Raw genomic sequence first — 24,682 nt, 5'->3', positions numbered from 1 at the left:
TTCAAAGACTTTAAGGATAGCCCATAACATTGTTGTAGCGGTCTAAAGATTCTCTGTAGTAAGTGTGAAGCCTTCGATCACGGCATCTTCGTCAACCTCAATCAAAATGCAGCGTCTCCCATGATAATTCACTTGCTTCACATATTTTAAATCCTGCGGGCTGACCGAAATCGTAGCTACCTTTGTATCGATCTTAATCGATTTGGTAGTGAATTTCGGCATTACGCTGCTCGCCTTCATCTCATAATGCTTATCGTCAACGATCGTTTCAAACGCCCGTTCCACTTTTTCCATTGTCACGTTCTCTACGCCACTTACCGTCAGTACACGTTCCAGATCTCTATAATCGAGCATTGGAGGTTCTTCCTTATCGTCGTTGGTTTCGATGACCTGATGGATCTCCTCGTACACCTGTGCGAGAGTGGTTGCATCAAGCTGTTCGCCCGCCACTTCCTTCACGATGTCTTCGAATATAGCTCTCTCTTCCAGAGCCGTATTGGATCTTTCGGCATTCAAGACCTCTCCGACAAAATGCGGATCCGGGAAGTTCGATTTCCCCGTACAATACAGAATGCGGTTCACATCGGAATAATTGTCCGTCACGCTTGGGTAAAAGAAACCTTGCTCCGGCGTACTTAACTTGACGATCGGATCTACAATGACATTGTACTTGAACTCCCGCTCCACGTAATCAAACAAGAGAGCTTTCCGTTGTTTCTCCGTGGAATTCACGCTGCATAGGATAAAAGGATGCGCGAATAGTTCGTTTTTCTCACTTTCCTCGGCTTCATCGTTTCTATCTTTAGTCGGGCGGAAATACTGTCCGCGAACGAAAGTGATCACCGTATCCCGTTCATAATGAGTATCCGCCATCATTCTGTCCACCAACAGCAGCATCAGGTCCTGCCATTCATCCGGATCCCCTGTCACCAAAGCTTGATGAAGCATCACCTGCGCTGGCTCCTCCGCTTCCGCTTGAAACTTCAACTCGAACAATTTCTGATCCAGTTCACCGGTCAGGAGTTTTTTGAAATTACCCATATACAGCTCCTGCTTCTCTCTGTCCACCATTCCAAATGGCTGGCGCTCCCAATGATAGATCTCGTTGCTTTCCTTCATAATATACACGTTGAGAATATCGTAAATACTCATTAAATCGTGATCCAGCTTAAATTGCTTGCGTATATGCGCGACTTCTTTCTTTATCATGATTCGTTAGACAACTCCTAGGAAGATTAATTGGTCTTTTCAGTATAAAGGATAAAAAAAACCTTCGCTATATTAGTTGAACTTAAGATTTTTCTATTAAGGTAAGTACGTGACTGCGGTGAATGTTTGGACTTCCCCACCATTCGTGCTCGTACTCATCAATTTATCGCATGCTCAAATGCATAGTCTTCAAGCTGAATATCTACCTGTTGATTCATGGCCAGCTTGGCTAGCTGCTCACCAAGAAAGGGTCCCATCGTTAATCCGGATGACCCTAGTCCATTAGCAACAATTAGTTTATTCCAGCCTTGAACCCTGCCCAACACGGGAAGAAAATCTGCTGTAAATGGACGGAACCCTACTCTTATCTCATTTAGGCTACAATCCGCAAGACCGGAAGCCGTTTGCAGACCTTTATTTAATATTTCTTGCATTCCTCCTGCGGTTACAGCAGTATCATAACCTACGACATCATTTTCGTGAGTAGCACCTACAACGATATTTTGATCCGCAAACGCAAGTATATATTGATCTGTAGGCGGCATTACCACAGGCCATTGCTCTGTACTCGCTTGTTGAGCAAGCTTCAAGTGCATAATTTGAGCTTTTTGATAACGCACCTGGAGCATGATCCCAAGCGGATGAAGCAAAGCGTTAGACCAAGCCCCTGCGCACACAATCACTTCATCCGCTGTGAATGTCTGTTCTCCTACGCTAACCCCTTTAATTTCATGATCAGCATACTTTAAAATAGCATCTCCCTCAATCATTTGCGCACCATTACGCTGAGCAGCTCTTAGCAAAGCATCACGTAATTCACGTCCGTTCACTCTTGCTGCACCCGATACATGCAGCGCATGATAACCTTCCGACAATAAGGGAAACTTCTCTTGCGCTTCAAGATCCGTCAGCATCGTAAGTTCCCCTATTTCAGGGGCGTCCTCTCTGCGCAGCTCCGCTCTTTCTTTCATCGCGAGTAACTTTTTCAAATCCTCATGAATACATATCGCTCCTACTTTTGCGTATCCAGTCTCGGTTTCTCCAGCCTCTTCCAACTCTTGAATAAGTGCCGGATAAAAGCTTGCTCCCGCTTTAGCAAGACGATACCATGCTTTGTTTCTGCGTTGAGACAACCATGGACAAATAATCCCTGCTGCTGCATCCGTTGCTTGTCCAACATCCTTACGATCTATAATGATGACCTCAGCACCTAACTTACTTAGCTGATAAGCTGCTGAAGCCCCTAATATCCCTGCACCAATTACAATAACCTTGTTCATATTCGAAGTCCCTTCAGTTATTCATTTTTTAATCATTCACTACTTACCCATTGTATCTTAAATTTGACATTTCTAATGAATTATCGTACTATAAATCTCACTCAGTTAAAAGTACTTTAATTGGAGTACTAAAATAAAAGTGTTATTCAGAAGAAAGAAGGTATACAGTTGAAGTTTTCACAGTTTTTGAAGTCCAAAGGGGCCATTGGTTCTATTTTTATGGGTGTGTTCTATGCCATTGCGATGCTTGGTATTTTCTTACCAGGGTATACAGCCCTTCCAGGGAACATGGATGATTTAAAAATTGCTATCGTCAATGATGATGCCGGTCAATATGGGGCTCAGATTTCGAGTCAGTTCTCGGAGAGCTTACCATTCAAAACGATAAAAACCGATGTATCGAATAAAAAGGCGATGGATGAATTAGAACATAATAAGTTAGCTCTAGTTGTCCATATTCCAGAAGAATTTTCCGCCAACGTTCAAAGCGGTAAGGTATCCGCAAGTATTGATTTCACAGTCAACGAAGCTTCTGCCACCATGGTATCTTCAGCCATGTCTTCCGTTGTAGGGGAAATTAACAAACAATTAAGCGCGAACTTCTCAGAGCAAACCGCAAAAGGTGTGTTAATGAACTTTAACGTACCAGAAGAACAAGCCACCGCAATGGCTACACAAATTGAAAATAGTTATGTCGGGAATTATGTTGTCATCAATGATGTTCCGGACGGCATGCACAACAACATGCTACCTATGTTCTTAACTATGGCTGGTTATGTTGGGGCAATGATTGCCTCCATGCAATTAGTTGCTTCTTTTAAAGCGAACCGCGGGAAAGCAAGCAAGACAAAACTGTTTATGTTCGTTCAACTCACAGCTTTATTAATCGCTGTATTATCAACTGTCGTTGCTTTAACCATTGCCTTCTCTGTTGCAGATGTAGACCTATCCTTACTGTTACCAGTTGCTGCTCAGCAAATTCTAATGTATATGGCTGCATTTAACGTGTGTGCGATTATGGTCTTCCTAGTTGGCGAAGGCGGTATGGTCTTAAATATTCCAATCCTGCTCATGCAAACCATCGCCAATGGTGCTACCATGCCTCGTGATATGATGTATACACCATACGATTGGTTCGGCCGCATCACACCGATGTATTATTCTGTGCAAGCTTATTTGGCACAAATGTTTGGTTCTATTAGTCCAGCACCCTTCTTATGGGGATTAGCAGGCGTATTTGCCGGGGCTATGATGATTAACATTGTTATCGTCCGGTTTGTTCATAAACCTGTACCTGTGACTAAAGAAACTATACTGCCCGTTGAAGTTAAAAATACAGCTGAAATAACCGCCTAGGTTTGGTAAGATAGAGTTTAGCCAACAATTAGGAGTGGGTTCTGTGATGTCAATTCAAATTTATATCTTAAGTAAGTTAATGGATGAAAATAATTATCCTTATAAATTAAAAAAAGAACTATCCACCCCTATTCCATTTGATACATTGCTAAATCTATCTGAAAGCAAACTATATTATCATTTTGAATCCCTTACGAAACAGGGCTTAGTTGAACAGGTAGAGATTATCAAAGAAGAACATCGCCCAGACAAACAGGTGTTTTCCATTACCGATAAAGGGCGCAAGCAACTCCCGCTCAAAATTTATAAGGTAATAGAAGATGCAGAATCTATTTCAGATATGATTGTTGCTCTTGTGAATCTTCGTTTTGTAGAGACTGATAAAGTGATCCCGATTATCGAGAAGAAAATTGAACAGTCACGTATAAAAAAAGATCAATTAAATCAAATTTACCAGCAAATAGATGTAGATAGCTCCACCCGTGACGTCGTAGATTTCATGGAATGCTACTACGCTTCTCAACTAGAGCAATCTATTTACTGGTGGAAAGATCTTTTAGAAAAGCTGAAAACGAAAACTATATAAAAAAGAATGCCTTGGATTATAGCATAATCAAGGCATTCTTTTTTATATCCAGCACCAATCGCAAAGTTTTTTTCAATTATTCACTTTTAATCAATAAATATAAAAAGTATGGAGCACCGATTAAAGCCACGATCACTCCTGCTGGTATTTCAGTATTGGCTACCACCATTTTACCAAGCGCATCTGCAATAACAACTAATCCGCCACCGATTAATAAACATGCGGGAATCATTATTTTATGGCCACGAAAGAGTCGTCTAACTAAATGTGGAACTACTAGTCCTACAAATCCAATACTCCCACTAACAGCAACCGCTGGTGCCGCCAATAAGACACTACACACTAAAAACCAAACACGATATTTATTTAGAGATACCCCTAAACTAATGACTACAGGATCGTTAAGCCTTAGTACATCCAATATAAGATGATTCCGAATTAATAAAGGCACAATAAGAAGTAACCAAGGCAGCATAGCATACACGTGACTCCAATTACTATTCCCTATGTTCCCTGCCAGCCACACCTTAATCATCTGATATTGCGAAGGATCTAGTACGAAGGTTAACACAATCATAAATGCACTAATCGCAGCCGCAACAGCAATACCCGTATAAATTAATCGAATGGGAATAATGCCTTGATTGCGATCATAGGAAAGCATAAATAATAGAGCGACAACGATAAATCCACCCAATAAAGCGTACAGTGGCTGAACATAAGTATGTAAGCCGGTAGAGCTATTTTGTAACAGTAAAAATAACATCATGGATAATCCAGCACCAGCATTTATCCCCAGTATGCCCGGGTCTGCTAAAGCATTTCGGCTTATAGCTTGCAGCAGCATTCCTGCTATTGCCAACGCGCCACCTACTAGAAAACCCAAGATCATACGTGGAATACGGAACTGAAAAAGTACAAGCTCCTGCCTCGGTGTTCCCTTTCCTAATACGGTTTGCCATAACTCTTGTAAGCTTAAGCTGCTTTGACCAGTAGATACACTATATATAAAGCCTAGCAGTAAAATGATTGCTATAATTATAAACTTCCATCTTAGCTTCACTATAGTTCCCGCCTTTCTTTACGTGCCAAATACAGAAAGAACGGAACACCGATAACCGCAATTACAGCACCTACAGGGATTTCATAAGGGGCATTTACGATTCGTGCCACTAAATCAGCAAGCACAACAAGGATGGCCCCCAGAACTGCGGATAATGGAATAATATAACGATAATCTACACCCACTATGTAACGTACCAAATGAGGAGCAATTAAGCCCACAAAGCTTACAGATCCAGCTAAAGCACATGAAATCCCAGCTAACATGAATGCGGCTAAAAGCGAAAGATTTTTGATAAGCTTAATATTAACGCCTAACCCTTCCGCTGTCTCATCCCCTACAGAAAGTATAGTAATCGACTTTGAAATTACGATGGCAAGTAATAGCGCAAGAAGCATCCACGGCAACATTTGCTGCAAATGAGCCATACTAATGCCACTTAAACCACCTCCATACCAAAAAGCCACCTGCTGTGCCACTGAAAAAAAGATACTTATTCCTTCACTTAGGGCAGTTAGCATAGCAGAGATGGCAGCACCCGCCAGTACAAGTCGAATAGGCGTCATGCCTCGTTTACTTAATAGGCCAACACTAAAAACTAAACCCGCTCCCAATCCCGCACCTAGAATACAGAGCCAAAGTGTACCTGTAAATGTAAGCGTCGGCAGGAAAACCATAGCAATGACTAACGTGACCCCGGCCCCAGCATTTAACCCAAGAATCCCCGAATCGGCTAAAGGATTGCGACTAATCCCTTGAATAATTGCTCCACTTACTGCAAATCCAGCGCCTGTTGCCATAGCGGCAAGTACCCGGGGCAAACGAATGGATTGGATCACCTGGTGAGTAGAAGCCTTATCATCAAAAGCGATGATCGACATGAATACATCTGCGAAGGGTATTTTTTTCGCGCCAAGGGCCATAGCAAGCACTAATACGCCTATTAATAGGAGGAGCATGAAGATTAGCAATATTAAAAAGGAGAACTTTTTTTCTCCTGCTAGTGATGATTTCTGAACATTTGCGGCCAATGTTTCCAACCCTTTCCCTTCACTTTACAAAAAGAGCCAGCCAAGGGCCAGCTCAGATGCAAACGATATGATTTCTAACTTAAGTCAGAGGATGTGGTAAGCAAAAATTTGACGGCCCGACTAATCGCACCCGAGATTACACTTACATGCTCCTCTTGCTCAAGCAATGCCCAGCTTACTTCAAAGCTTGGAAGGTGTAAGGCCATCATACTGTTACATAAATCCAAGCTATCCTTGACCATATAATCCAGCTCTTCTCCACCGGCAATCATAAGCGTTTTAGGTAACTGACTTAGCGTATTGCTGTGTAAATCAGCTTTAAAACTCTCATACTCCTTTAAAAGTGCGTAATCATTCCACCAGATGGAAGCACTGCTTGCAATATAATGTGAGAACAAGGTGGGTTGTGTAAACAAAGCATGCAGCACAAATAATCCGCCAAAGGAATGACCAAACAATGCTTGCTTCTGCTTATTGATAACGAACCGCTGGGCAATGGCTGGCATTAACTCTTTTTCAAAAAAGGCTAGCAGCTCATCTGCCCCGCCAAATTCAGGCCAAAGCTCCCCGTTGGGACGTTTCGGTAAATTCGCAAGCTCGGCTGGCATGGTTAAATCATAGGTTCGACGCACGGTATCAAACGCCTCACCCCCAGGATAACCAATGCCAACAACAATCGCGGGTGGATAGCCTTTAGGCTTACGCGTCAGCAATCGGGTGATTTCTGCTGCGGTTTCAAAAAGTCCATTACCGTCAAGAACATAAATGACACCGTAGCCATCTTTTGCAGGCTCATCCAAAGGCTTGGCAATAAAAATTTCATAGTCCTTATTGTTAGCTTTACTCGTGATCAGCATCGTTTCATAGTTTGGTTTTACATACGGTTTGATAATCATGGCAGCAGGAACGCTACAATATCGTCCATCGTTTTTTGATAAGCAATTAATCCGCTGGATCTCCAGTGATCGCCATCCACCTCGAACACTTTACCTGCTTGAACTGCCGGCAGCGCCTTCCATAAAGGACTAGCTTTAATGTCTGCCAGGAAGGCATCTCCCAGACCATCATTATCGTTAATAAAGATATAATCCGCGTCTAAATCAGACAGCATCTCCAGCGAAATATCAGCGGACATTTCACCTTCTACAAGAGCACTTTGAGCAAAGCCTAGCTCACTCAGCACATAACCCCCGTAATGGAAGTTGCCCACTAAAAAGATCGCACGGGCATTCGCATTAATATAAATTGCTTTTTTACCGGCAGATACGCTGGCTAACTGTGCTTTAGTTGCTTCCAGCTTTGTATTGTAAGCAGCAATAGCTTCTGTTGCTTTATCCTCTAAACCTAGCAATTTCGCAATCGTTTCTGTGGCCTCCACTACATTGCCGAGTGCATTCTTAAACACGTAAGTTGGAGCAATTTGCGAGTAGTTTTCATAAACACCATTTTGTGCATAAAAAGCAGTGGGGAATATAATTAATTCCGGCTCCAAATCTACTACAGATTCTGGAGAGGGAACACCATTAGCGAAGCTGATTTCTTTTACACCACTTAACGTATCCTGTAGATACTGCTGCGGTCTTTCACCCGTGGACCATTGGGCTACTGGGGTTACACCAAGGGTAACTAAGTAATCCTCTAGACCAGGGGCATACACCTTTTGTACCGTCCCGGGAATGTTTACTGTATTGCCTACTTGATCAGTTACTACAAACGCTTCTCTAGCCGCTACTTCCGTTTCTTGCACAGCTGATTCATCCGTTGCAGTTGCACTCGTTTCACTGGTTGTTACTGGAGTATCTGTTGCTTGCTGATTAGCTGTATTATTGCCGCCGCAAGCTGTCAGTAGAATGGATAATAAACCAACCATTACAACATAACTTATTGTTTTTGTATTAAACCCCTTCATGATAGACCTTCCCTCTTTCCTATTTTCTCAATAATAATCATTCTCAGTATTGAGTGTATAAGAGATAGGAAGCATTGACCATGTAACATCTTATGATTAGACATGTACATTTTCAAGGTATCATCATTACTGCAACTTCCTCTAGCATTCGTTTTAAGGCCACAGGAGAGTATTCAAACCAAGGATCGGAGTGAATAACATAGATTTGTCCCTGTTCGATAGCCTCTAACTGTCTAAACCCAACATCTCTCTGCAAATGATGCCAAGTTGCTCGTGACTCATCATCGGGGCATATAATCGTAAACAGCTTATCTACCTTCAATCTACTTAACTCTTCAAAAGTAATCTCTGCATTATATAGACCGGGCTGCTCATAACTAGATTCCGCTCCCAAATCCTGAAATAAAAGATGCTGAATGCCTGTATTACAATAAGCAAAGATTTGCTGCTGATAGATACGTATAACTAGAACTTTAGGTGGTGTAGTGGTCCAGTCTAATTCCCGACGAACGCCTTCCAATCTTGCCCTATACTGCGTGATCCATTGTTTCGCTTCTTCTTGTTTATTTAGTCGGGCAGCAAGTTCAGTTAACGCTATTAAGCAATCTTGTTTATCATCCAGCCAATAGATTGGAAAATGATCCTCTATCCGTTTTACCAGCTCTGACGACAAATCTTTGGGAGAAATAAGCAGATCAATTGACAAATGCAATAGCTCATTGGGGCTGCAATAATTTTTGTTTTGCGTCAAGGTTACCTTATGCTTGATTTCTTGCGACCACAAATTATAGTAGTACGGTGTCCATTTTGCACTTAAGGGTGCAGCAAACGGGACCACTCCTGCCGCATGTAGATACCCCATCATATTCCCAGTTACAACACCGATATTAGATTTTTGCTGGCTGGAATACATCGTTGGGGATATCCCTTCGACCTTTTTGAACACTCGGCTAAAATAAAACTCATCACTATATCCAACAGCCTCTGCTATAAATTTTAAGCGAACATCTTCCTTTTGCAATAATTGTTTAGCCTTTTGAATCCGCAGCTGGGTAACATACTCCATTGGACTTTGTATATATTCCTGTTTAAACGCCGAGGAAAAATAACTGGAGCTAAGACCAGAAAGATTAGCTAAATGTGCTAAAGACAGGTGCTTCGTGAAATTCTCTTCTATATATTTTCTAACCTCAGTTAAATCCGTCTTTTGCGATTGTTTTTGCATGCTGTCACCTCTTTACTGCTTATATAAATGCACTTAACTCTTTATTCATTCATTAATTGATAATCATTATCAATTATACTTTTGTTTTTGGGGGGTGGCAATGGTTGGGGAACGTTCTATAAAAGTGTGCTCAAAAAAGAAGACGCTCAGGGGACTAATCCCCTCGCGTCTTCTGTGTGTAACTATAGGCTGCTGCTGCCCGGAGTAAGTCTTTTATTTTGAATCTACAGCCGGAGCCGGAGCTGCAACCGCTGCTCCATTCTTTTGCAAGTTCTCCTTCACTTGACCTTGCTCTAAAGGCTGAACAGGCGCACCAATGTTAAAGCTATCAATGATTTTCCCTAGTGTAGCTTGGTCAAAATCTACTTGGGAATACAACTCTACTGTATAGCCATCCTCTTCCCAAATCACAATTCCATTTGCAAAATAAACTTTAGTCCCGTTGATTACTTCTGTCTTCACTTCTTCCGTAGTGCTGATCCCATTGTCCCCGCCCTTGGAGATTAGAAAATTCACAGCATTCTCTCCGGAATTATACTGCACTTCAACCATGCTGGTCCCCTGAAGAACACAATTCACAAACTCATAGTCTCCCATCCAGTCGGGTGCCGGGAAGTTCATACCAAGTGCTGCACGGGCTTCATCCAGATTTAACTTAGCTGCAACCGGCAATTCAATGACCGCATTCTCCCCGCCTTGGGCATCTTCAGATGGAGTCATTGACTGTGCAGCCGAAGGAATTTCCTTATCGTATTGCGTGATTTCGAGATTTCCCACTTCAAACTTTGCCATGATCGATTGGAACATATCCTGTGCATAGGAGGTTGCAGAGAATGCTCCACCCAGACAAATTACTGCACTGCCAATCACTATTGCATTTCTCCAGCTGCTTTTTTTCATCGTTATCCCGTCCTTTATCTCTGATTGGGGGCTAAGAGCCCCATGGTCCAATTTGTATATCAAGCGGTTATAGATTCTTTCTTTGGCGGTAGTGCTGCCCTGTTCGGCATTCTCAAGCCGTTCTATGGTCTTGCTGAATTTGGTGAGATCATCTTTCTTATTCATTTTTGAACCCTCCTGCCTTTAAGGAAATATGCAGTTTTTTCAAGCTTCTATATACTACGACACCGATATTGGACTCACTGACTCCCATGACCTGTGCAATTTCGGAATTTTTCAGCCCAGCCCCATATTTCATTGCAATGATATTGCGTTCCTTCTCACGCAGCTTGGAGAGCGCCTTGAACAGTGCCTGATTATTATCCTCACGGATCGCCAGCTCTTCAGGAGACGGCTTGGGAAATATAAGCTCCAGCAACGAATCCAGTGAGGTATAGCTTCTTTTCTTCTGCGCCCGAAAGTAGTCCGTCACAGCATTTCTTACAATGGCAAACAGCCACACCTCAAAATTCGATTTTTCTTGTGAAAAACTATAATACTTACACATCACAGTCTCAAACACCTGACTGCATATGTCCTCTGCCGCGTGGTGGTTGTTAATTCGATAACAGATATATTTGTAAACACGTTGGTAGTACGTATCATACATCCGGGTAAATTCCTCTTTGGACATGATAGCTTCACGTGATCTTTCGGTATTCATGTAACGCTCCACTTTACCCTGGATAACCTCCATCTCCACCCTCCTTCCACCTCACCTTCATCGAAAAGCTAAACAAATTGCGCAATTTGTTGTGAAGAAACTTACATATGTTAATACGGAAAAACGGGCGGAGCATTAACAAAATGTTTTGATAATTGTGGGAGGGTGAGAATGCGTGGTGAATGTGGGAAATTAAATCTATTAAAAGAAAAATCTTTATCTCATAACCATTTGCAGAATGGTATTTGCTATGTAGATGCCGTCGTAAAGGAATTGAACTTTATTTTGAACATAGATCAACTCTAAGCTTTATAGATAATGACGTCGGCTGAAACAACAGACTTTCTATCTATTAAGAAATTACGTATTATTTGAACGAAGTGATTCTAACAGTACTAGATTGAGAAAATATTTAAAGTATAGAGCAACCTAATCACCTGCTTTGTATTTACCACTGACAAAAAAAACCGAGCAAACTCAGGTTCTCGTCTAGAGTCACTCGGGTATCAAAGTTATAAGGTTCCTGCTATTTCCTATACTTACTAATCTTCATTTTATAATGATACAGCTAAATCCCATTTTTCATTACATAACTTCAAGTGTTGATTACATCAGAAACCAACTCCACAACAGATGCAACATACATCGTATGCTGAATTCTGATTCAGTTGGTGAAAGCCTTATTTTGAAATAATTTCAAGAGTTATTACTAACTGAATCTGATTCATTGTTGACGATCTTAGTCAAAAATGAATACTTTTTATTCTCTTAGAAATTTTTCTATCTCCTTACTCTTCAAATCCTTACATATCTCAATTATTTTTTCCTTTAGTTTACTAGCACCTTCAAACTTTTCTAGTATATTGACAAGACTCTTAACTACTTCAATATTGCCGATCTCTTCAACTAAACGTTTGGCAATTATATAAGATAAACCCTCCATAAATTCAAACCAGTGTTCATCATATATAATGTTATTACGTGAAGCTGTCAAATTCAACTCCAATTGGTCTGAAACTTCTATATCATAATGAATTGCAAAAGGCCAATTTATTTGTGTATTCTGCTCGAAATCATTAGAAAATGAATGATCTACATGAAATAGATTAGTTCCTACGGTTATACCACCCATAGTTAAAAATCCATTGCTTTTGACTATATTTTTTTTTGTTGTCTGTATACTTTCATATGACTCAAAGATTTGACCACTATCAATTTTCAATTTGTGTAAATATGGGTATTCTTGGTTCTCATAGTTTACCTTACTTTCTTTTAGAATAACTTGTTCAAGAAAAGATTCTCCTTCGATTAAGAAGAAACATTTAACAGATCCTTTTATTCCTTTTATCTCATTATCTAAATTAAAATTAAAAGCTCTTACCGGATACTCATTTGTAAGCACATCTCCGAATTCCGAAATATATTCAGATTCCCCTACTTTTTCCACAATATTAGTTGCTTCTATTTCCACTGGAAATTCAATATGTCTTAGAGTTTCTTTAACGTACTTATAGAGTGCAGAGTCATCTTTGGTTGCATCTGCGCTACCAAATGGATGATCATCCTTTAAAAACAACTTAATTGATGTTCCCGATCTTTCTTTAATACCATTTCTTACATAAAACACTCCTGTTTCACCCAGAATTGTAATATTGAGCTTCTCACCAAAATCGGACAGGCTCTTTATACGTAGGGTATTAATTTCAACAAATTCAGCAATCATAAAAGCAGAAAGAAATCCAATACCGAACCTAGATATAGGAGTGAATCTATCTTGGACATCTATCATTTCCTCATTAAATTCTGAAGAACGATAATATGAACTTCCTACCTTAGAAAAATAATTTTTTAAAATGTGCTCATCCATCCCCATTCCATTATCATCAATTTCAATGACTTGTCTGACTCCATCATTATAAAAAAGCACTTTAATTTGAGGGGAATAGCTAGTATCTCCCCATAATTCAGCTTTTACTTTACGTAATCTACAGGTGTCAACTGCATTTTGTAATAATTCTCTTAGTGCATATACAGGATGACCATAAAGATTAGTTCCCATTAACAATTCAATAATTCGAGTTTGATTTAATTGGAAAAGAACGTCCATATATTTATACTTATCATTGCCTTCTCCATCTTTTTCAGCACTAACATTTAAATCCACAGTGGCTTTAGTATTCAAGACATATTGTTCCTTATATACATTTCTTTCTGAGGAATATGTCAACTTTTCTAATAATGATTCACAACTTCTTAATTCTTGCTTAATATCTTCTACAAAGTCTCTTATAGCCTTTTCAATTACAGGATGACCACATTCTGCTCTAAATAGAATGTTTTGTGGGGTTATGTCCCAGGCGCGAATTGATCTATGTTTGTTCCATTCCTTTAAACTTATTGGGTCCCTTACCCCTAAATGTTCAAATAATACTTTAGGTGTTCTTTTCCCATCAAAATCCAATAAATCTGAAAGTCTCAGGATAACACCTAAATATGGGATGTTGACATATTCACCCGAAATCAGCATTTCTCCTGTCGAATAAGACATTAATTTTGAGCAAGGATCATTGTGACTTAAACATACATCAATTAGACAATTCGAAAAATTAACACCTTTATATTCAAAATGGATTCTTTTTTCATTAATTATCTCTCTCGCCCTCTTAGCATGAGTACGCCTAATCCACTCGCTTAGTCGGTAATCGATCAGTGCATCGGCTTCTGCTACGTTTTCATTCTTGACATGATATTCAATTTTTTTTTGTAGATCTATGTTTCCAGCACAATATATATCAAATTTTCGCTTGCTTTGAATTTCACTTTCATTTTCAGGCGACCGTTGACCTTTCCATATAGATATCTCCGATTGTTTGGGGGCCATGCCCACATCGTGATAAAATGCACTAAGGATCAGAATTGCGATCTCTATAGAACTAAGTGTTTCTTCTCTAAGTTTTTTTGGTACTAATCTGTCCATTATATGCAAAACCCTAAATAGATGGTCAGCATCATGAAGCGTGTACTCTTTCATATGTATTAAAATTGTTTTAGTTATTTGTACAGCATCACTACAGGCTTTATTTATTACCGAAATGAGATTACCCACTGATGGGTCTTTAAATTCTTTTAATCTTTGATATAAAACAGATTCATTCAATTGATTGATTATTTCAGGTTCCCATTTTAGTTGTGATTCATTCATCTAGATTATCTCCTTAAAGATAGCGTTTTCTTTCCTTTGCATTTTACCATATAATATATTTTAAGAATACTCTATGATTGGGGCATAAAAATGAAGGATATTGTACTAAACGGAACTAATGTTAGTTATTTCAATGAGATTCTTGAATACGAAATTGGTGAGAAATCAGCGATAAACGTTTTAGATAAGGCTCAAGAGATATTAATAAAAGCACCCGACCCAAATGGTGTTTTCGAGAATAACTTAGGGCTACTCTATGGGTTAGTGCAAAGTGGAAAGACAAATATTATAAACATGACAATTGCCCTAGCCGCGGACAATGGTTATAAGTTATTTATCGTTTTAACTGATAATAATAATGCCTTACAAGAGCAGACTTTCGAAAGAGTACGGGATTCTTTAGAAGAGGTTTATCCATACACGATTGCAACTCTAAAGACAGAAGATACAGATCTCCTCAAATCTGTACTGAATAACGAAGGTTTAGCAATTGTTTGTAAAAAACATACTGCAGACATAACATCATTACAAAAATTCATCGAAAAATTAGAAGCTTTTAATTTACCCGCAATTATAATAGATGATGAAGCCGATGCTGTTGGTTTAAACACAAAGCAAAGACTAGAAGACACCTCTCCAAGTGTCGTAAATCAACATTTGTTGAGTTTGAAAAATAGCCTTAATTTGCACCTATATCTGCAGGTGACAGCAACACCACAAGCGATTATACTTCAAGACGATTTTATGCAACCAAAATTCACGCTAGTTAGTGAAGCTGGTGATGGTTATGTTGGAATCGATACTATTTTCACAAAAGCAAAAGAAAAAATCCTTAGTTATGTAGATCCCGAGGAAATATCAACTCTATTAAAGGATAACAGTAATGTAAGAATACCAACTGGCTTGCTTAATGCAATATGTTCATTTTTAGTAGGTGCAACATTGAAAATATTGCTTGAAGAAAAAGAAAATAGGAGAAAAAAAATAAATCCTCAATTTTCATTCATGATTCATGTTAGTCAAACAGTTGAAATACACAACAAACTAAAAACTCTAATTCTCTCTCTAAAAAAGGATCTTTATGATACATTAACCGATAATTTAGACAATGAGATATTACTATCTCTTAAGGCGTCCTACGCATCTCTTTATACAGAATTTATAAACGACATATTTAATAATGAAGAGAAAAAAAAATACACAGCAAATAATGTTTTTGAAGTAATTCGCAAAAATTTAAAAGAATTCGAGGTTATGGTTTTAAATTCATCTTCTGACTCAAAATTAAATAACAGTAAATCAAAATATCTATTAATAATTGGTGGTAATAAACTTAGTAGAGGACTCACCATTCCTAGATTAATTACTACTTATTATGGTAGATATACTTCCGATCCTAAGGTTGATACTCTGTCACAGCATGCGAGAATGTGTGGTTATCGAGAAAAAGACTTGAATATCACCAAAGTCTTTATAACCGAAGATATTGCAAGCCTATTTGAAATAATTGCCGATCACGATAAAACTCAACGCGAAATCATAAAGAAAAATGGGATAAGTAATACACTTTATCTGGACTATAATAAGATTGATCCTACGAGGCCTTATGTAATTCCTAATGCAGTAGGCGCATACGAGGCAGGCTCTATGTACATGCCTAAGTTACCCGAATACAGAAAAAATAAAGGCTTGGAGATTATAACTGAAAATATTGATAACATTATGTGTCTATATAAACAGCGTTCTCTCCATACTGTCGAAACTGAATTAATTATTAAATTAATCAATATGATCCCTATTCATTTAAGTGGAAGTTGGAAGTCTGAGGTTATAACCCAGTACTTAGACTGGTATAAAGCTAAATATAAAAAATCATCTTCTTATTTATATTATATACCGAATAGTAATATATCAAGAAATATACATCGCGGAATTCCTGCCGTTCTATCCGAACAGATTTACGATGAGATGAAAAATGTAGACAAAAACTTTCCATTATTTGTTCTATACAAAATAGTTGGCTCAGAAGATCGAAATTGGGATGGGATTGACTTTTGGATGCCAATAATTAGATTTCCTCAAGACGGATACAATCTGATCTTCAACTTAAATAACGTATATAAAAAGTAAACTCAGATGCAGAATTATTCTAAACCAGATATTATAATAAACACCTAAGGTTAGGGGAATTAAAGATACTAGATCAACTAGAGCATCATCAATAACACATTGATCAAGTGATCAAGATTCATTAAAGATCTCTGTGAGCTCTTCAGCGTCTTTAGATTTGGATACTACACCTCCTTTTTGAAACGTAAAGGATTCATTTGAGATCAGGAGGCAAAGTTACATCAAAAAGTGAACAACCAATGCAACGGAGTGTATAGATACAGACAAATCCAGCTGTTGTTACTATAACTCAAACATATGGGTTGAATAATCATAAGAAGATGCTCAGACCTATACAATTCTTTTTCATCGTCCGCAGATGCGGCTGAGACGCCGGTGTAATTATGCTTCTTTCAGAAGTTGCACGAGTCGTCCAAAACCTTTTCTAAGAGACACTATGTCAGACTCACATAACCAAAAGTGAGCCAAGGGTAGCCTGTAGCATCGTGTGCAGGCATTCCATTGTAACTTTCTCCACATCTTATTGGTTTGACAATGGAATAATTCCATAATAGATGAGTACAATAAACTGGCAGTAAAAAGACGTGTACTAAAACTCCTGAAGGTTCACAACATCCGGGATTCAGTACACGTCTGTTGCATACAATGACATGCTACCAAAAATCGGCGCCCGGGTCAGCATATCTCGCAGAATAATCGTTATGACATTACTCCATAAAGGGATCTTCTTGCATCTAAAAAAAAGACCTATTGAAATGAGGTATAAAGGAAAAATCAACCACAACAAAGGCAAATTAAGTTCCCCCCTAGCAAAGTACCAAAAGCAGTTTCAGTTTAGGTTTTCAGTGTCTGGAAAAATAGGGATTTGACCAAATGGTAGTTAAGTTTTCCCTTATTTATAGTCACAGAAATATAAATATAATCAGATGATATTACTTAGCTGCTTCGCATATTCATCCTTAAACTGTACCCAACAAGCTTCCTGTTTGGCCCATTGAGTTACGTTTCTATCTCCCGCAGAATCACGCAGGAAAAACAATGCCTTATCAGCAATAATTCTTATAACTTCATCCCATTTATCAGATAATGTTTGACGATTCCATACATCAACTAGATCTATTTTGGTTCCATATATATGATGGAGCATAGATACAGTATAGTAAATTACATTTGCTCTATATCCCTGCAACCTCATAGACTCCACAATATTAGTTACATGACGATTAATAATAGTTCTTGCTATTAATTTTTGATAGACTTCTAGGGTAACTTCATTCAGCGGAATAATCTCATCATTATCATCCTTATCGTATTTCCAGAACTGTTTATTTTGCTCCATAAACCGCTTAAAGGCCTCTTCTCCACCTTTACTTGAAATGTGTGGGAACCCTTCACACGACATATAATGTTTAGCCAAATCAACTTTGGTAAGCGCCTTTTCACTTGGATATTGCTTTTTAAATTCGTTTTGCTCCTTACCACGTTTACGTCTATTTAAATCAACTGCATATTGACCTCTCGCGCGTTCGAAGTACCATTTTCTCTCTGACTTTCTGCCATCGTAGGTCGGGATCCATATATTTCTAGATAACTTTTCTAATTCCGACATAAATCTAGAATTTGCTAACAGATCAGATTTATTGATTTTATTCTGTGTGTTAGCATACTCTGAAATACTTGAAACCATCTCATCTTCAAGAAGTTGATGATCTTTCTCCTGATTGGCTTCAACATGAAGAATTGTCAATTTCGCCTGAACATACACTTCGGATAAATCCACCTCACTCTTATAAGCCTGATGTATTGATGCAGTCGTCTGTCCGCCATTTACAATTTGCCAGCCAGTCAGCCCTTTGACACGGTAAAGATTAATACTATCATTTATTTTTTCGATGTCACCTGAACGTGCTACACTAGAAATACCATTGTTATAACTTACAAACATTCGTCTTTCATTAGGATCTTTAAGAGTTTTTAGGATCCCTTTGTTGGTACCGCCCTTAGCCTGCAAGTAAGATCGTACATTTCGTTCAACCAGCTTTGAACCCCATTGGTCATATGCTTTAGCAAGTAATTGTGCAGGTATGAATCCTACATAACATGTAAAATAATTCTTTACTCCTTCATGCTGAACATTAGGCACATACATCATCTCAAATGAATGTCCCAAATCCTTCTCGAAGTCAATATGAATCGTTTGGACTCCTTGTTCGGCCAAAATGATCTGGAGTATACGATCTATATCCCACACTTGAACATTAACTGTTTCTATTCCAGGAATCGAAAGCTCTATTGGTTTATTAGAATTATAGATCATATTGGTCAATATAAATATATTCACTTCATCTATAACACTTATATTTTCTGAAATAAGTACAGCTAATTCTCGCGCTTGAAGAGAATGATCGATTGTATGAGATAAGATTTTAGCATTCGTAATAAAACGCTTAGCCTGATTGGCTAGTTCTGTCATCATCGTCATATTTATCGTGAGTAACTGTTGCTCGTTTTGATCAAAATTATAATCAGCTATATATAAGTCAAGAACGTTCTGACTTTCGTCATAAAAGTAAGCATTCACAGCAATTTTTTTTTGAGTATCTATATATGGAGGAATTAATATATCAGGATCATCATTCCTTTCCATATACTGAAGCATTTTTTCAAGAAAAGGAACTCGATATACCCCTGTTTGTGCCGCTTTTTCTTCTACTTCTTCAAGGAATCCTTTCAGGAATTCACTTCGCTGTCTATTCTCTAACATCTAAATAATCCCCCATTACAAATCAAATACCTCATCAACTTCTCTTTCGAATTCAATGCAATGTGTAAGATCTATGCTGTAACTAACATGAGAAATACCTTTTGGCAAATCCTCTTGTAAAATTCTTGGGAAGTTCGTTTCGGCTTCGTATACCTCTACTTTATCTAAAAAAAAGAAATCATCCGTATAATTTTCTTCTTTAAATCTTAAATCCTCTAACAAATCATTAAACTTTAATAGCATTCGGTCGGAACGATTTGCAATTTGGTTTCGAACCTCATTTACAAGTGCTTGTAATGAAATACCATGAGTCTTACTTGGTTCTATAAAGCATACATAGAGATAAATACTCGATACTGCATTTGTAAGCCTTAACTGGTTTTCATTCGAAATTTTAATTGTTTTGGTTAATTTATTTATTGCCGTCTTAATCTCTACGCCGCGATTTGAATGCTTAAAATCAATTCGTCCACTGGTTGGTCCTTCCCACTGTTCTATTATTTGTGGGGGGGCGGTTGGAAAGCGACTTAACCAGTCTCGAATATACCACAATTCTCCAAAAAGCCCTCGTTGCTGTTCCTCAGTTAGTTTGCGGTAACCACCTTTTTGAAAAAACATTCGCCATCTGTCAAGGACTTTATATACTACTGTAAACACCGATTCATTCTGCTCTCTGGTAATCAAATGATCCACAACATTCTGCAGTACAACTTCAAAAATATCTGTACCATGTTCTGACTCTTGTCGTAAAACCAGATAATAATGTCCTTTAAGTAATGCCAGCTTTTCATAATACTCAATTTTGATAGATAATCCTCGCCATTTTGGAAGTGCCTTTAGCTGGTCCGGTTCCCAAGGATCAAATCCCAAATCAATATAAAGTTGCCTATTCATATTCACAGTATCTATTCCTGCAAAAAGAATGGGACTTTCCGCCGTAAGAACCCTCAATTTATAAACTTCTTGCTGAGACTGGCTATTTAATTCTTTAATCATTTGCTCGAATTCTAATTTAAGATTCAACATATATTCCTCGCCCTATTAGAATATTTATTTTATTGTTTTGTTCACTTCATAGATTTTAGAATCATCTAACTCTGAGTTAGGAAATGAGATAGCAATACCAATTGGAACCATTTTCTCGCTAAAATTAAAACTAAGGGATTCGAAAACTTTTACTTTAGGATGAAGTGGGTAGATTAGAAGCATTCCTTTTTCTTTTGGCCTCAAATTTCTAATATCTTGTTTGTCCTTCATATTCTTTATTGTAGCTTGATCGAGATCTATAAATTCCTGACGCGAAGCAACTATAGCACGTATATCAATTTTAGTCTGTCCTTGATTGTTATTATCCTCTGCCTTAACCCCACGTACCACTGCAGAATCAATTTTAAATTTCCCGAATTGTACTGGGAATTTCTCAAGACCACTTTTATCCCTTGGTTCACCTTCAACCACTGCTACTGTCCAATGTAAAAGCTCTCCATTTTCATTAACTCGACGGATATAATTTACAATTTTTCCGCTATCAACCTTATCAGCGCCTTGACTCGTCTTGTATTCTGATAGAAAATTCAACACAGTATTTACTTCCACTTCCGGAACCATATAATAACCAGTTTTACCTGTTCCAATATGCGTTTTCGTAAATCTTGAAGAGAGTTCACTAATAAAGTTCTCAGTCACTTTCATGTTGTGAGAAAAAAAAGTTTCCTTATTTTCATAGATACGAGTTTGCTGCAGGGTTAGCCGATAAATTATATTTGTTATCGCAGCATTTTTCATTTTTAATGGACTCGTTAAGGTCATAGTTGGATGACTTAACATTTTTACTGCGTATTCCAATGGAGTCTTATTTGCTAGTGCCAGCCTGTCAAATTCTTTTCGTAGTTCAATCATTGCGATAGCTAGGTGTTCAAAATTCGAAGCAATTTCTGCGGTTGTATATATTCTGCACAAGTCCATATAACCTTTCCGATATCCAAACCAGCGCCCCATCTGCATTAAAGTGTCATACATCAACGTATTTCTAAAATAGTAAGTTATACTAAGTCCCTCAAGTGTAAGTCCTCGCGACAGCTTATCTCCACCTACTGCAATTACGTTTAAACCATCCTCTTTGTATTGATGATAGTCTAACGCATCTTTGCTATTTCCATTAATTTCAAAAACACGAACCTTTTTTGAGCTCTCTCTCAGCTCCTGATAAACCTCTTCCCAGCTAAATTCCTGAATATAACCAGGCCATTCCCTGCTTGTCGGAATAACATCTTCCTCATAAATCACTTTAATTACTTCTACAATTTCACCGTTTTTGTTATATTGTATCTGTTTGGTGATTTCCTTGAATACTTTATCCACACCGTCTTTTACACTTGACTGAACATCTTTAAAACGAGAGGTATGAATAAGCATCGAATTATGCTTGTTCCTCTGGCCTCGAAGATTTCTTACAGCAATAGTTAAAAGAAATCTCAAGATGGACTCTTCCATTTGCGGAGGAACCTCTTCAAATTTACCGGCATCCCCTTTTGTTTTAATTCCAGTAAAGACTTCTATATCTGGATCCCTCAAAGGACGAATCAAACTTGGACGTGGATCGTCCGACTCTTCTTCAACATTAAAGAATTCTTCTGGACCACAATACTCTTTAGGCTTGAGGAGACCGACAAGAAAATCTTTAGGATATAAATCCTTACCTTCCTCTTCTGTTTTAGCTTCAGCACTTATTAATAGATTAGCAAACGGGGTTGCTGTGTAGCCTACATAACACCTTCTATTAAAAACTTCTAAAATTTGACGGATTAACTTATTAATCGTCTTTGGATCTTCATCCTGTTTAGAGGTGTCAACAGATGCCTGATCTGCTTCATCATCAACTATTAAAACAGGAATATCTAATTTAAATAAGCTCTTTTGATACTCAAGTTGATTTTTAAGTGATTCTAGGACAATACTATTTTTTTTCACAACCATAAGAGTTCTTTGATTTAAGTTAAAAATACCACTCGGTTCAGATGAAATGTCACGTTCAACTGTAGTCCATGTTGAAATAATATGATTAGGTGTATTGGCATAGATTTGGGCTACTCCAACCGGTTTGCCCTCTCTATCGACCCTGCTACCTATCACTTCTTCATCCAACCTAAGCTGAGTCTGTGCTCTTAGATCATTATGGACACCTGAAAGTACAATCACTAATTTATATCCAACATCGAAAGCTTTATTAATAAGTCCTGTAAAATTAGCAGTCTTTCCGGACTGAACGTACCCTAATACAAGACCCCGTTTGTCAAAAGAATGGTTTTCATTTGGGTTACCCAAAGACCGCATGATTTCATTTGTTGAATCATCGATAGAGTCAACAGCCTCTTGGTCCCAATGCTTAATTCTTAATAGATAATCTCTGTAACGTGTCCAAAAAAAAGCTCCCAAAAGTAATTTGGAACTGTACCAGCCACTCACTCCTTCTAGACGTAATACAGGAGTCTTTATAATATCAAAGTTAACATTATATTTCATATACATTTCTAAAGACCACTGTTCGATCAGACTCGCCTCTACTTTTAGCCCCTGTATTACGAGCTTTGCTAGATCCACTGCTTGTTCAGCTGCTTTTTCTTGGCTAGGAAAGACTGATCTTAAGTACATATAATTAGTTGCAAATGTTTGCTCAAATAGGCCTCTTGCCTCATTCATAACTGATACTCGCCTCTTCCACAATTGATTTCAACGTTATGCGATTTAGACCATCAAATGCTGGTTGAGTAATAAGTGCATCTAATAGCTGTTGTTGATTTTGAACAACATGGAGCTTAATTAATGTAGAAGAGAATTGGATAACTAAATCTTTCATAGCGTCGGTGACCATTTGAATGATTTCCTCCGCCACTTTTGGCGAGTCAATAATATTACTAGGAGATCCCAACTGGACGAATTTCAAATACATATTAAGCAGTTTTGAGGTTTCGTCATCTATTCTGTTCTGAATTTCTGTTAACATAGGATGATTTCTGTTTAAAATAAATCGAAGCCCTTCGTCACTACCCGATAACTCCCATGTATTGAGACTCCCTTTAAAGGTTTGGTTAGAATAGGCTCCTTGAGTCCTAAAATAAAAGATATCACGGGATATTTTACGAACAAATTTTGCTATTGATTCAAGTCTTATTTTTGCGTTGTCCGGTGGAATCACAGCTGACTTTTTTATATCTACCTGCCAATCATCATCTGCCGTATTTGGTAAGTCTATACGAATTCTTGCCAGCTGGGATGAAGTATCCTTTTGCAACATTCCCAACCAATCTCCGTAATGCAGCAGTCTGTTTTCACGATAAACATAAAAACCTTGATGATCTCGCCATCCTCTATTGCCCCCAGCTCTTTTATATTCTTGTTCATTTAAAAATGAGGCATGAGGTAGTACATAGTATTTAGCAATTATTCTGTTTCCATTGATGTTGAAAACCTGAGTTTCACCTTCTAAAGTAGAAGGATGTTTAGTCATAAAAGGATCCCAAGGATCAAGAACATTTTCGTTTAAGATAATCTGGACATTGTTATGTTCAATGATTGAGTGAAATACAAACTCTAAGTGATTATGTATCCGCCGAACTTTGGTAAAAAAACTTTGTGTATGTATTGCATTCTCAGTCCCCGCTCCCATGAACCGATCCAGCTTATCTATACAAATAACGGTGCCACTATCTCCTTCAATATCAATCATTAACTCCCTAATTTCATCTGGGATCTTCGTGAATAGCTGCCATTCATTACATTGGGACACATGATCAAGATCCCAACACCGTTGTGCATAATCCCCGTTGTATTTGGTAAGTACACTTAACCGTTTACCCAGAGAAAATGAGGCGGTCTTGAGTCCCATACCAAATCTTCCAAGTTCATTGGGTTGTCTATTTTCTCGTGGATCTTTCGAGCCTATATTCATAGCCATTTGGAGCATTTCTTCATCCATGCCAGAACCGTTATCTGAAATAATTATTGCCCCATCGTTTCTTAAATACTTAAATTCTAATACAATCTTACTTGCCTTTGCGTCAATGCTATTATCAACCAAATCTGCTATTGCAGTTCCAGCATTATATCCTAATGAACGGAGCGCTTGGATAACAGGTGTAGCAGATGGCTGAGTTAGAATTATATTCATATGGTTACCCCCATTATCAGGAAATTTATTATCAAGTGCAATAAGCAATTGCCTAAAAGAACTACTTTGTTAGATTGAGAAAATTGTTGAAACTTGTAGATAACACTCCCATCTATTATATACTGCATTATTCGACACAAGGGATCTATAACCTTCA

General features: G+C 38.2%; 17 protein-coding genes. 3 read left to right on the top strand and 14 right to left on the bottom strand.

Translation table 11 applies throughout. The features are described from left to right. Positions 1–42: 42 nt before the first annotated feature. The gene (locus MKX34_RS03665) at positions 43–1,209 is read right to left on the bottom strand and encodes a DUF4317 domain-containing protein (protein ID WP_036684821.1); all 1,167 of its coding nucleotides are present in this window, start codon (positions 1,207–1,209) and stop codon (positions 43–45) included. 158 nt (positions 1,210–1,367) lie between these two features. Further along, on the bottom strand, positions 1,368–2,489 hold the full coding sequence (locus MKX34_RS03660; RefSeq protein WP_076296191.1) for an FAD-dependent oxidoreductase: 1,122 nt from the start codon (positions 2,487–2,489) through the stop codon (positions 1,368–1,370). A gap of 168 nt (positions 2,490–2,657) precedes the next feature. On the opposite strand from MKX34_RS03660, the gene MKX34_RS03655 reads away from it, so the two are divergent. Further along, positions 2,658–3,845: an ABC transporter permease gene (locus MKX34_RS03655; protein ID WP_076276961.1), complete on the top strand. Its 1,188-nt coding sequence runs from the start codon at positions 2,658–2,660 to the stop codon at positions 3,843–3,845. A gap of 46 nt (positions 3,846–3,891) precedes the next feature. Beyond that, the gene (locus tag MKX34_RS03650) at positions 3,892–4,431 is read left to right on the top strand and encodes a helix-turn-helix transcriptional regulator (protein ID WP_076296190.1); all 540 of its coding nucleotides are present in this window, start codon (positions 3,892–3,894) and stop codon (positions 4,429–4,431) included. A gap of 76 nt (positions 4,432–4,507) precedes the next feature. On the opposite strand, the gene MKX34_RS03645 is transcribed toward MKX34_RS03650, so the two are convergent. From MKX34_RS03645 to MKX34_RS03610, 8 genes are all read right to left on the bottom strand, one after another. Next, positions 4,508–5,494, bottom strand: a complete 987-nt coding sequence (locus tag MKX34_RS03645) for an iron ABC transporter permease (protein ID WP_170914305.1) — start codon at positions 5,492–5,494, stop codon at positions 4,508–4,510. Further along, on the bottom strand, positions 5,494–6,534 hold the full coding sequence (locus MKX34_RS03640) for an iron ABC transporter permease (protein ID WP_076296189.1): 1,041 nt from the start codon (positions 6,532–6,534) through the stop codon (positions 5,494–5,496). Before MKX34_RS03640 ends, MKX34_RS03645 begins: the two co-directional genes overlap by 1 nt. 65 nt (positions 6,535–6,599) lie before the next feature. After that, complete coding sequence (locus tag MKX34_RS03635) at positions 6,600–7,421, bottom strand: alpha/beta hydrolase-fold protein (protein WP_076098724.1); 822 nt, start codon at positions 7,419–7,421, stop codon at positions 6,600–6,602. Then, on the bottom strand, positions 7,418–8,434 hold the full coding sequence (locus tag MKX34_RS03630; RefSeq protein ID WP_076296188.1) for an ABC transporter substrate-binding protein: 1,017 nt from the start codon (positions 8,432–8,434) through the stop codon (positions 7,418–7,420). The genes MKX34_RS03635 and MKX34_RS03630 overlap by 4 nt, the downstream gene beginning before the upstream one ends. A gap of 112 nt (positions 8,435–8,546) precedes the next feature. Further along, positions 8,547–9,659 (bottom strand): helix-turn-helix domain-containing protein, encoded by a 1,113-nt coding sequence (locus MKX34_RS03625; RefSeq protein WP_076296187.1) that lies wholly within the window; start codon positions 9,657–9,659, stop codon positions 8,547–8,549. Positions 9,660–9,872: 213 nt separating this feature from the next. Then, positions 9,873–10,724: a hypothetical protein gene (locus MKX34_RS03620; RefSeq protein ID WP_036684806.1), complete on the bottom strand. Its 852-nt coding sequence runs from the start codon at positions 10,722–10,724 to the stop codon at positions 9,873–9,875. Beyond that, positions 10,717–11,295 carry a sigma-70 family RNA polymerase sigma factor gene (locus MKX34_RS03615; RefSeq protein WP_081383833.1) on the bottom strand — a complete coding sequence of 193 codons (579 nt, stop codon included), beginning with the start codon at positions 11,293–11,295 and terminating at the stop codon, positions 10,717–10,719. Before MKX34_RS03615 ends, MKX34_RS03620 begins: the two co-directional genes overlap by 8 nt. 727 nt (positions 11,296–12,022) lie before the next feature. Beyond that, positions 12,023–14,464 (bottom strand): ATP-binding protein, encoded by a 2,442-nt coding sequence (locus MKX34_RS03610; protein ID WP_076296186.1) that lies wholly within the window; start codon positions 14,462–14,464, stop codon positions 12,023–12,025. Between the two features lie 90 nt (positions 14,465–14,554). Here MKX34_RS03610 and MKX34_RS03605 point away from each other — a divergent pair, with 90 nt between their 5' ends. Continuing rightward, the gene (locus MKX34_RS03605) at positions 14,555–16,594 is read left to right on the top strand and encodes a Z1 domain-containing protein (RefSeq protein WP_076296185.1); all 2,040 of its coding nucleotides are present in this window, start codon (positions 14,555–14,557) and stop codon (positions 16,592–16,594) included. Positions 16,595–17,516: 922 nt separating this feature from the next. On the opposite strand, the gene MKX34_RS03600 is transcribed toward MKX34_RS03605, so the two are convergent. From MKX34_RS03600 to MKX34_RS03585, 4 genes are read right to left on the bottom strand one after another with little or no spacing between them, the layout of a single operon-like run. Further along, positions 17,517–19,358 (bottom strand): AIPR family protein, encoded by a 1,842-nt coding sequence (locus tag MKX34_RS03600; RefSeq protein WP_076296184.1) that lies wholly within the window; start codon positions 19,356–19,358, stop codon positions 17,517–17,519. Between the two features lie 15 nt (positions 19,359–19,373). Next, complete coding sequence (locus MKX34_RS03595) at positions 19,374–20,384, bottom strand: PD-(D/E)XK motif protein (protein ID WP_076296183.1); 1,011 nt, start codon at positions 20,382–20,384, stop codon at positions 19,374–19,376. A 24-nt stretch (positions 20,385–20,408) separates the two neighbouring features. Continuing rightward, the gene (locus tag MKX34_RS03590; RefSeq protein WP_076296182.1) at positions 20,409–23,057 is read right to left on the bottom strand and encodes a Z1 domain-containing protein; all 2,649 of its coding nucleotides are present in this window, start codon (positions 23,055–23,057) and stop codon (positions 20,409–20,411) included. Continuing rightward, positions 23,050–24,525, bottom strand: coding sequence for an ATP-binding protein (locus MKX34_RS03585; protein WP_076296181.1), 1,476 nt, complete (start codon positions 24,523–24,525; stop codon positions 23,050–23,052). The genes MKX34_RS03590 and MKX34_RS03585 overlap by 8 nt, the downstream gene beginning before the upstream one ends. Positions 24,526–24,682: the final 157 nt, after the last annotated feature.

Source organism: Paenibacillus sp. FSL R5-0636, assembly GCF_037974255.1.
Classification (GTDB): domain Bacteria; phylum Bacillota; class Bacilli; order Paenibacillales; family Paenibacillaceae; genus Paenibacillus_AQ; species Paenibacillus_AQ odorifer.
The sequence above is the reverse complement of the archived record's forward strand: the minus strand, read 5'-3'. Positions and strand labels throughout refer to the sequence as shown.

Coding starts and splice junctions, on each gene's coding strand:
- MKX34_RS03665 (WP_036684821.1), bottom strand. CDS start 1,209: ATGATAAAGAAAGAAGTCGCGCATATACGCAAGCAATTTAAGCTGGAT.
- MKX34_RS03660 (WP_076296191.1), bottom strand. CDS start 2,489: ATGAACAAGGTTATTGTAATTGGTGCAGGGATATTAGGGGCTTCAGCA.
- MKX34_RS03650 (WP_076296190.1), top strand. CDS start 3,892: ATGTCAATTCAAATTTATATCTTAAGTAAGTTAATGGATGAAAATAAT.
- MKX34_RS03635 (WP_076098724.1), bottom strand. CDS start 7,421: ATGATTATCAAACCGTATGTAAAACCAAACTATGAAACGATGCTGATC.
- MKX34_RS03630 (WP_076296188.1), bottom strand. CDS start 8,434: ATGAAGGGGTTTAATACAAAAACAATAAGTTATGTTGTAATGGTTGGT.
- MKX34_RS03625 (WP_076296187.1), bottom strand. CDS start 9,659: ATGCAAAAACAATCGCAAAAGACGGATTTAACTGAGGTTAGAAAATAT.
- MKX34_RS03620 (WP_036684806.1), bottom strand. CDS start 10,724: ATGAATAAGAAAGATGATCTCACCAAATTCAGCAAGACCATAGAACGG.
- MKX34_RS03615 (WP_081383833.1), bottom strand. CDS start 11,295: ATGGAGGTTATCCAGGGTAAAGTGGAGCGTTACATGAATACCGAAAGA.
- MKX34_RS03610 (WP_076296186.1), bottom strand. CDS start 14,464: ATGAATGAATCACAACTAAAATGGGAACCTGAAATAATCAATCAATTG.
- MKX34_RS03605 (WP_076296185.1), top strand. CDS start 14,555: ATGAAGGATATTGTACTAAACGGAACTAATGTTAGTTATTTCAATGAG.
- MKX34_RS03600 (WP_076296184.1), bottom strand. CDS start 19,358: ATGTTAGAGAATAGACAGCGAAGTGAATTCCTGAAAGGATTCCTTGAA.
- MKX34_RS03595 (WP_076296183.1), bottom strand. CDS start 20,384: ATGTTGAATCTTAAATTAGAATTCGAGCAAATGATTAAAGAATTAAAT.
- MKX34_RS03590 (WP_076296182.1), bottom strand. CDS start 23,057: ATGAATGAGGCAAGAGGCCTATTTGAGCAAACATTTGCAACTAATTAT.
- MKX34_RS03585 (WP_076296181.1), bottom strand. CDS start 24,525: ATGAATATAATTCTAACTCAGCCATCTGCTACACCTGTTATCCAAGCG.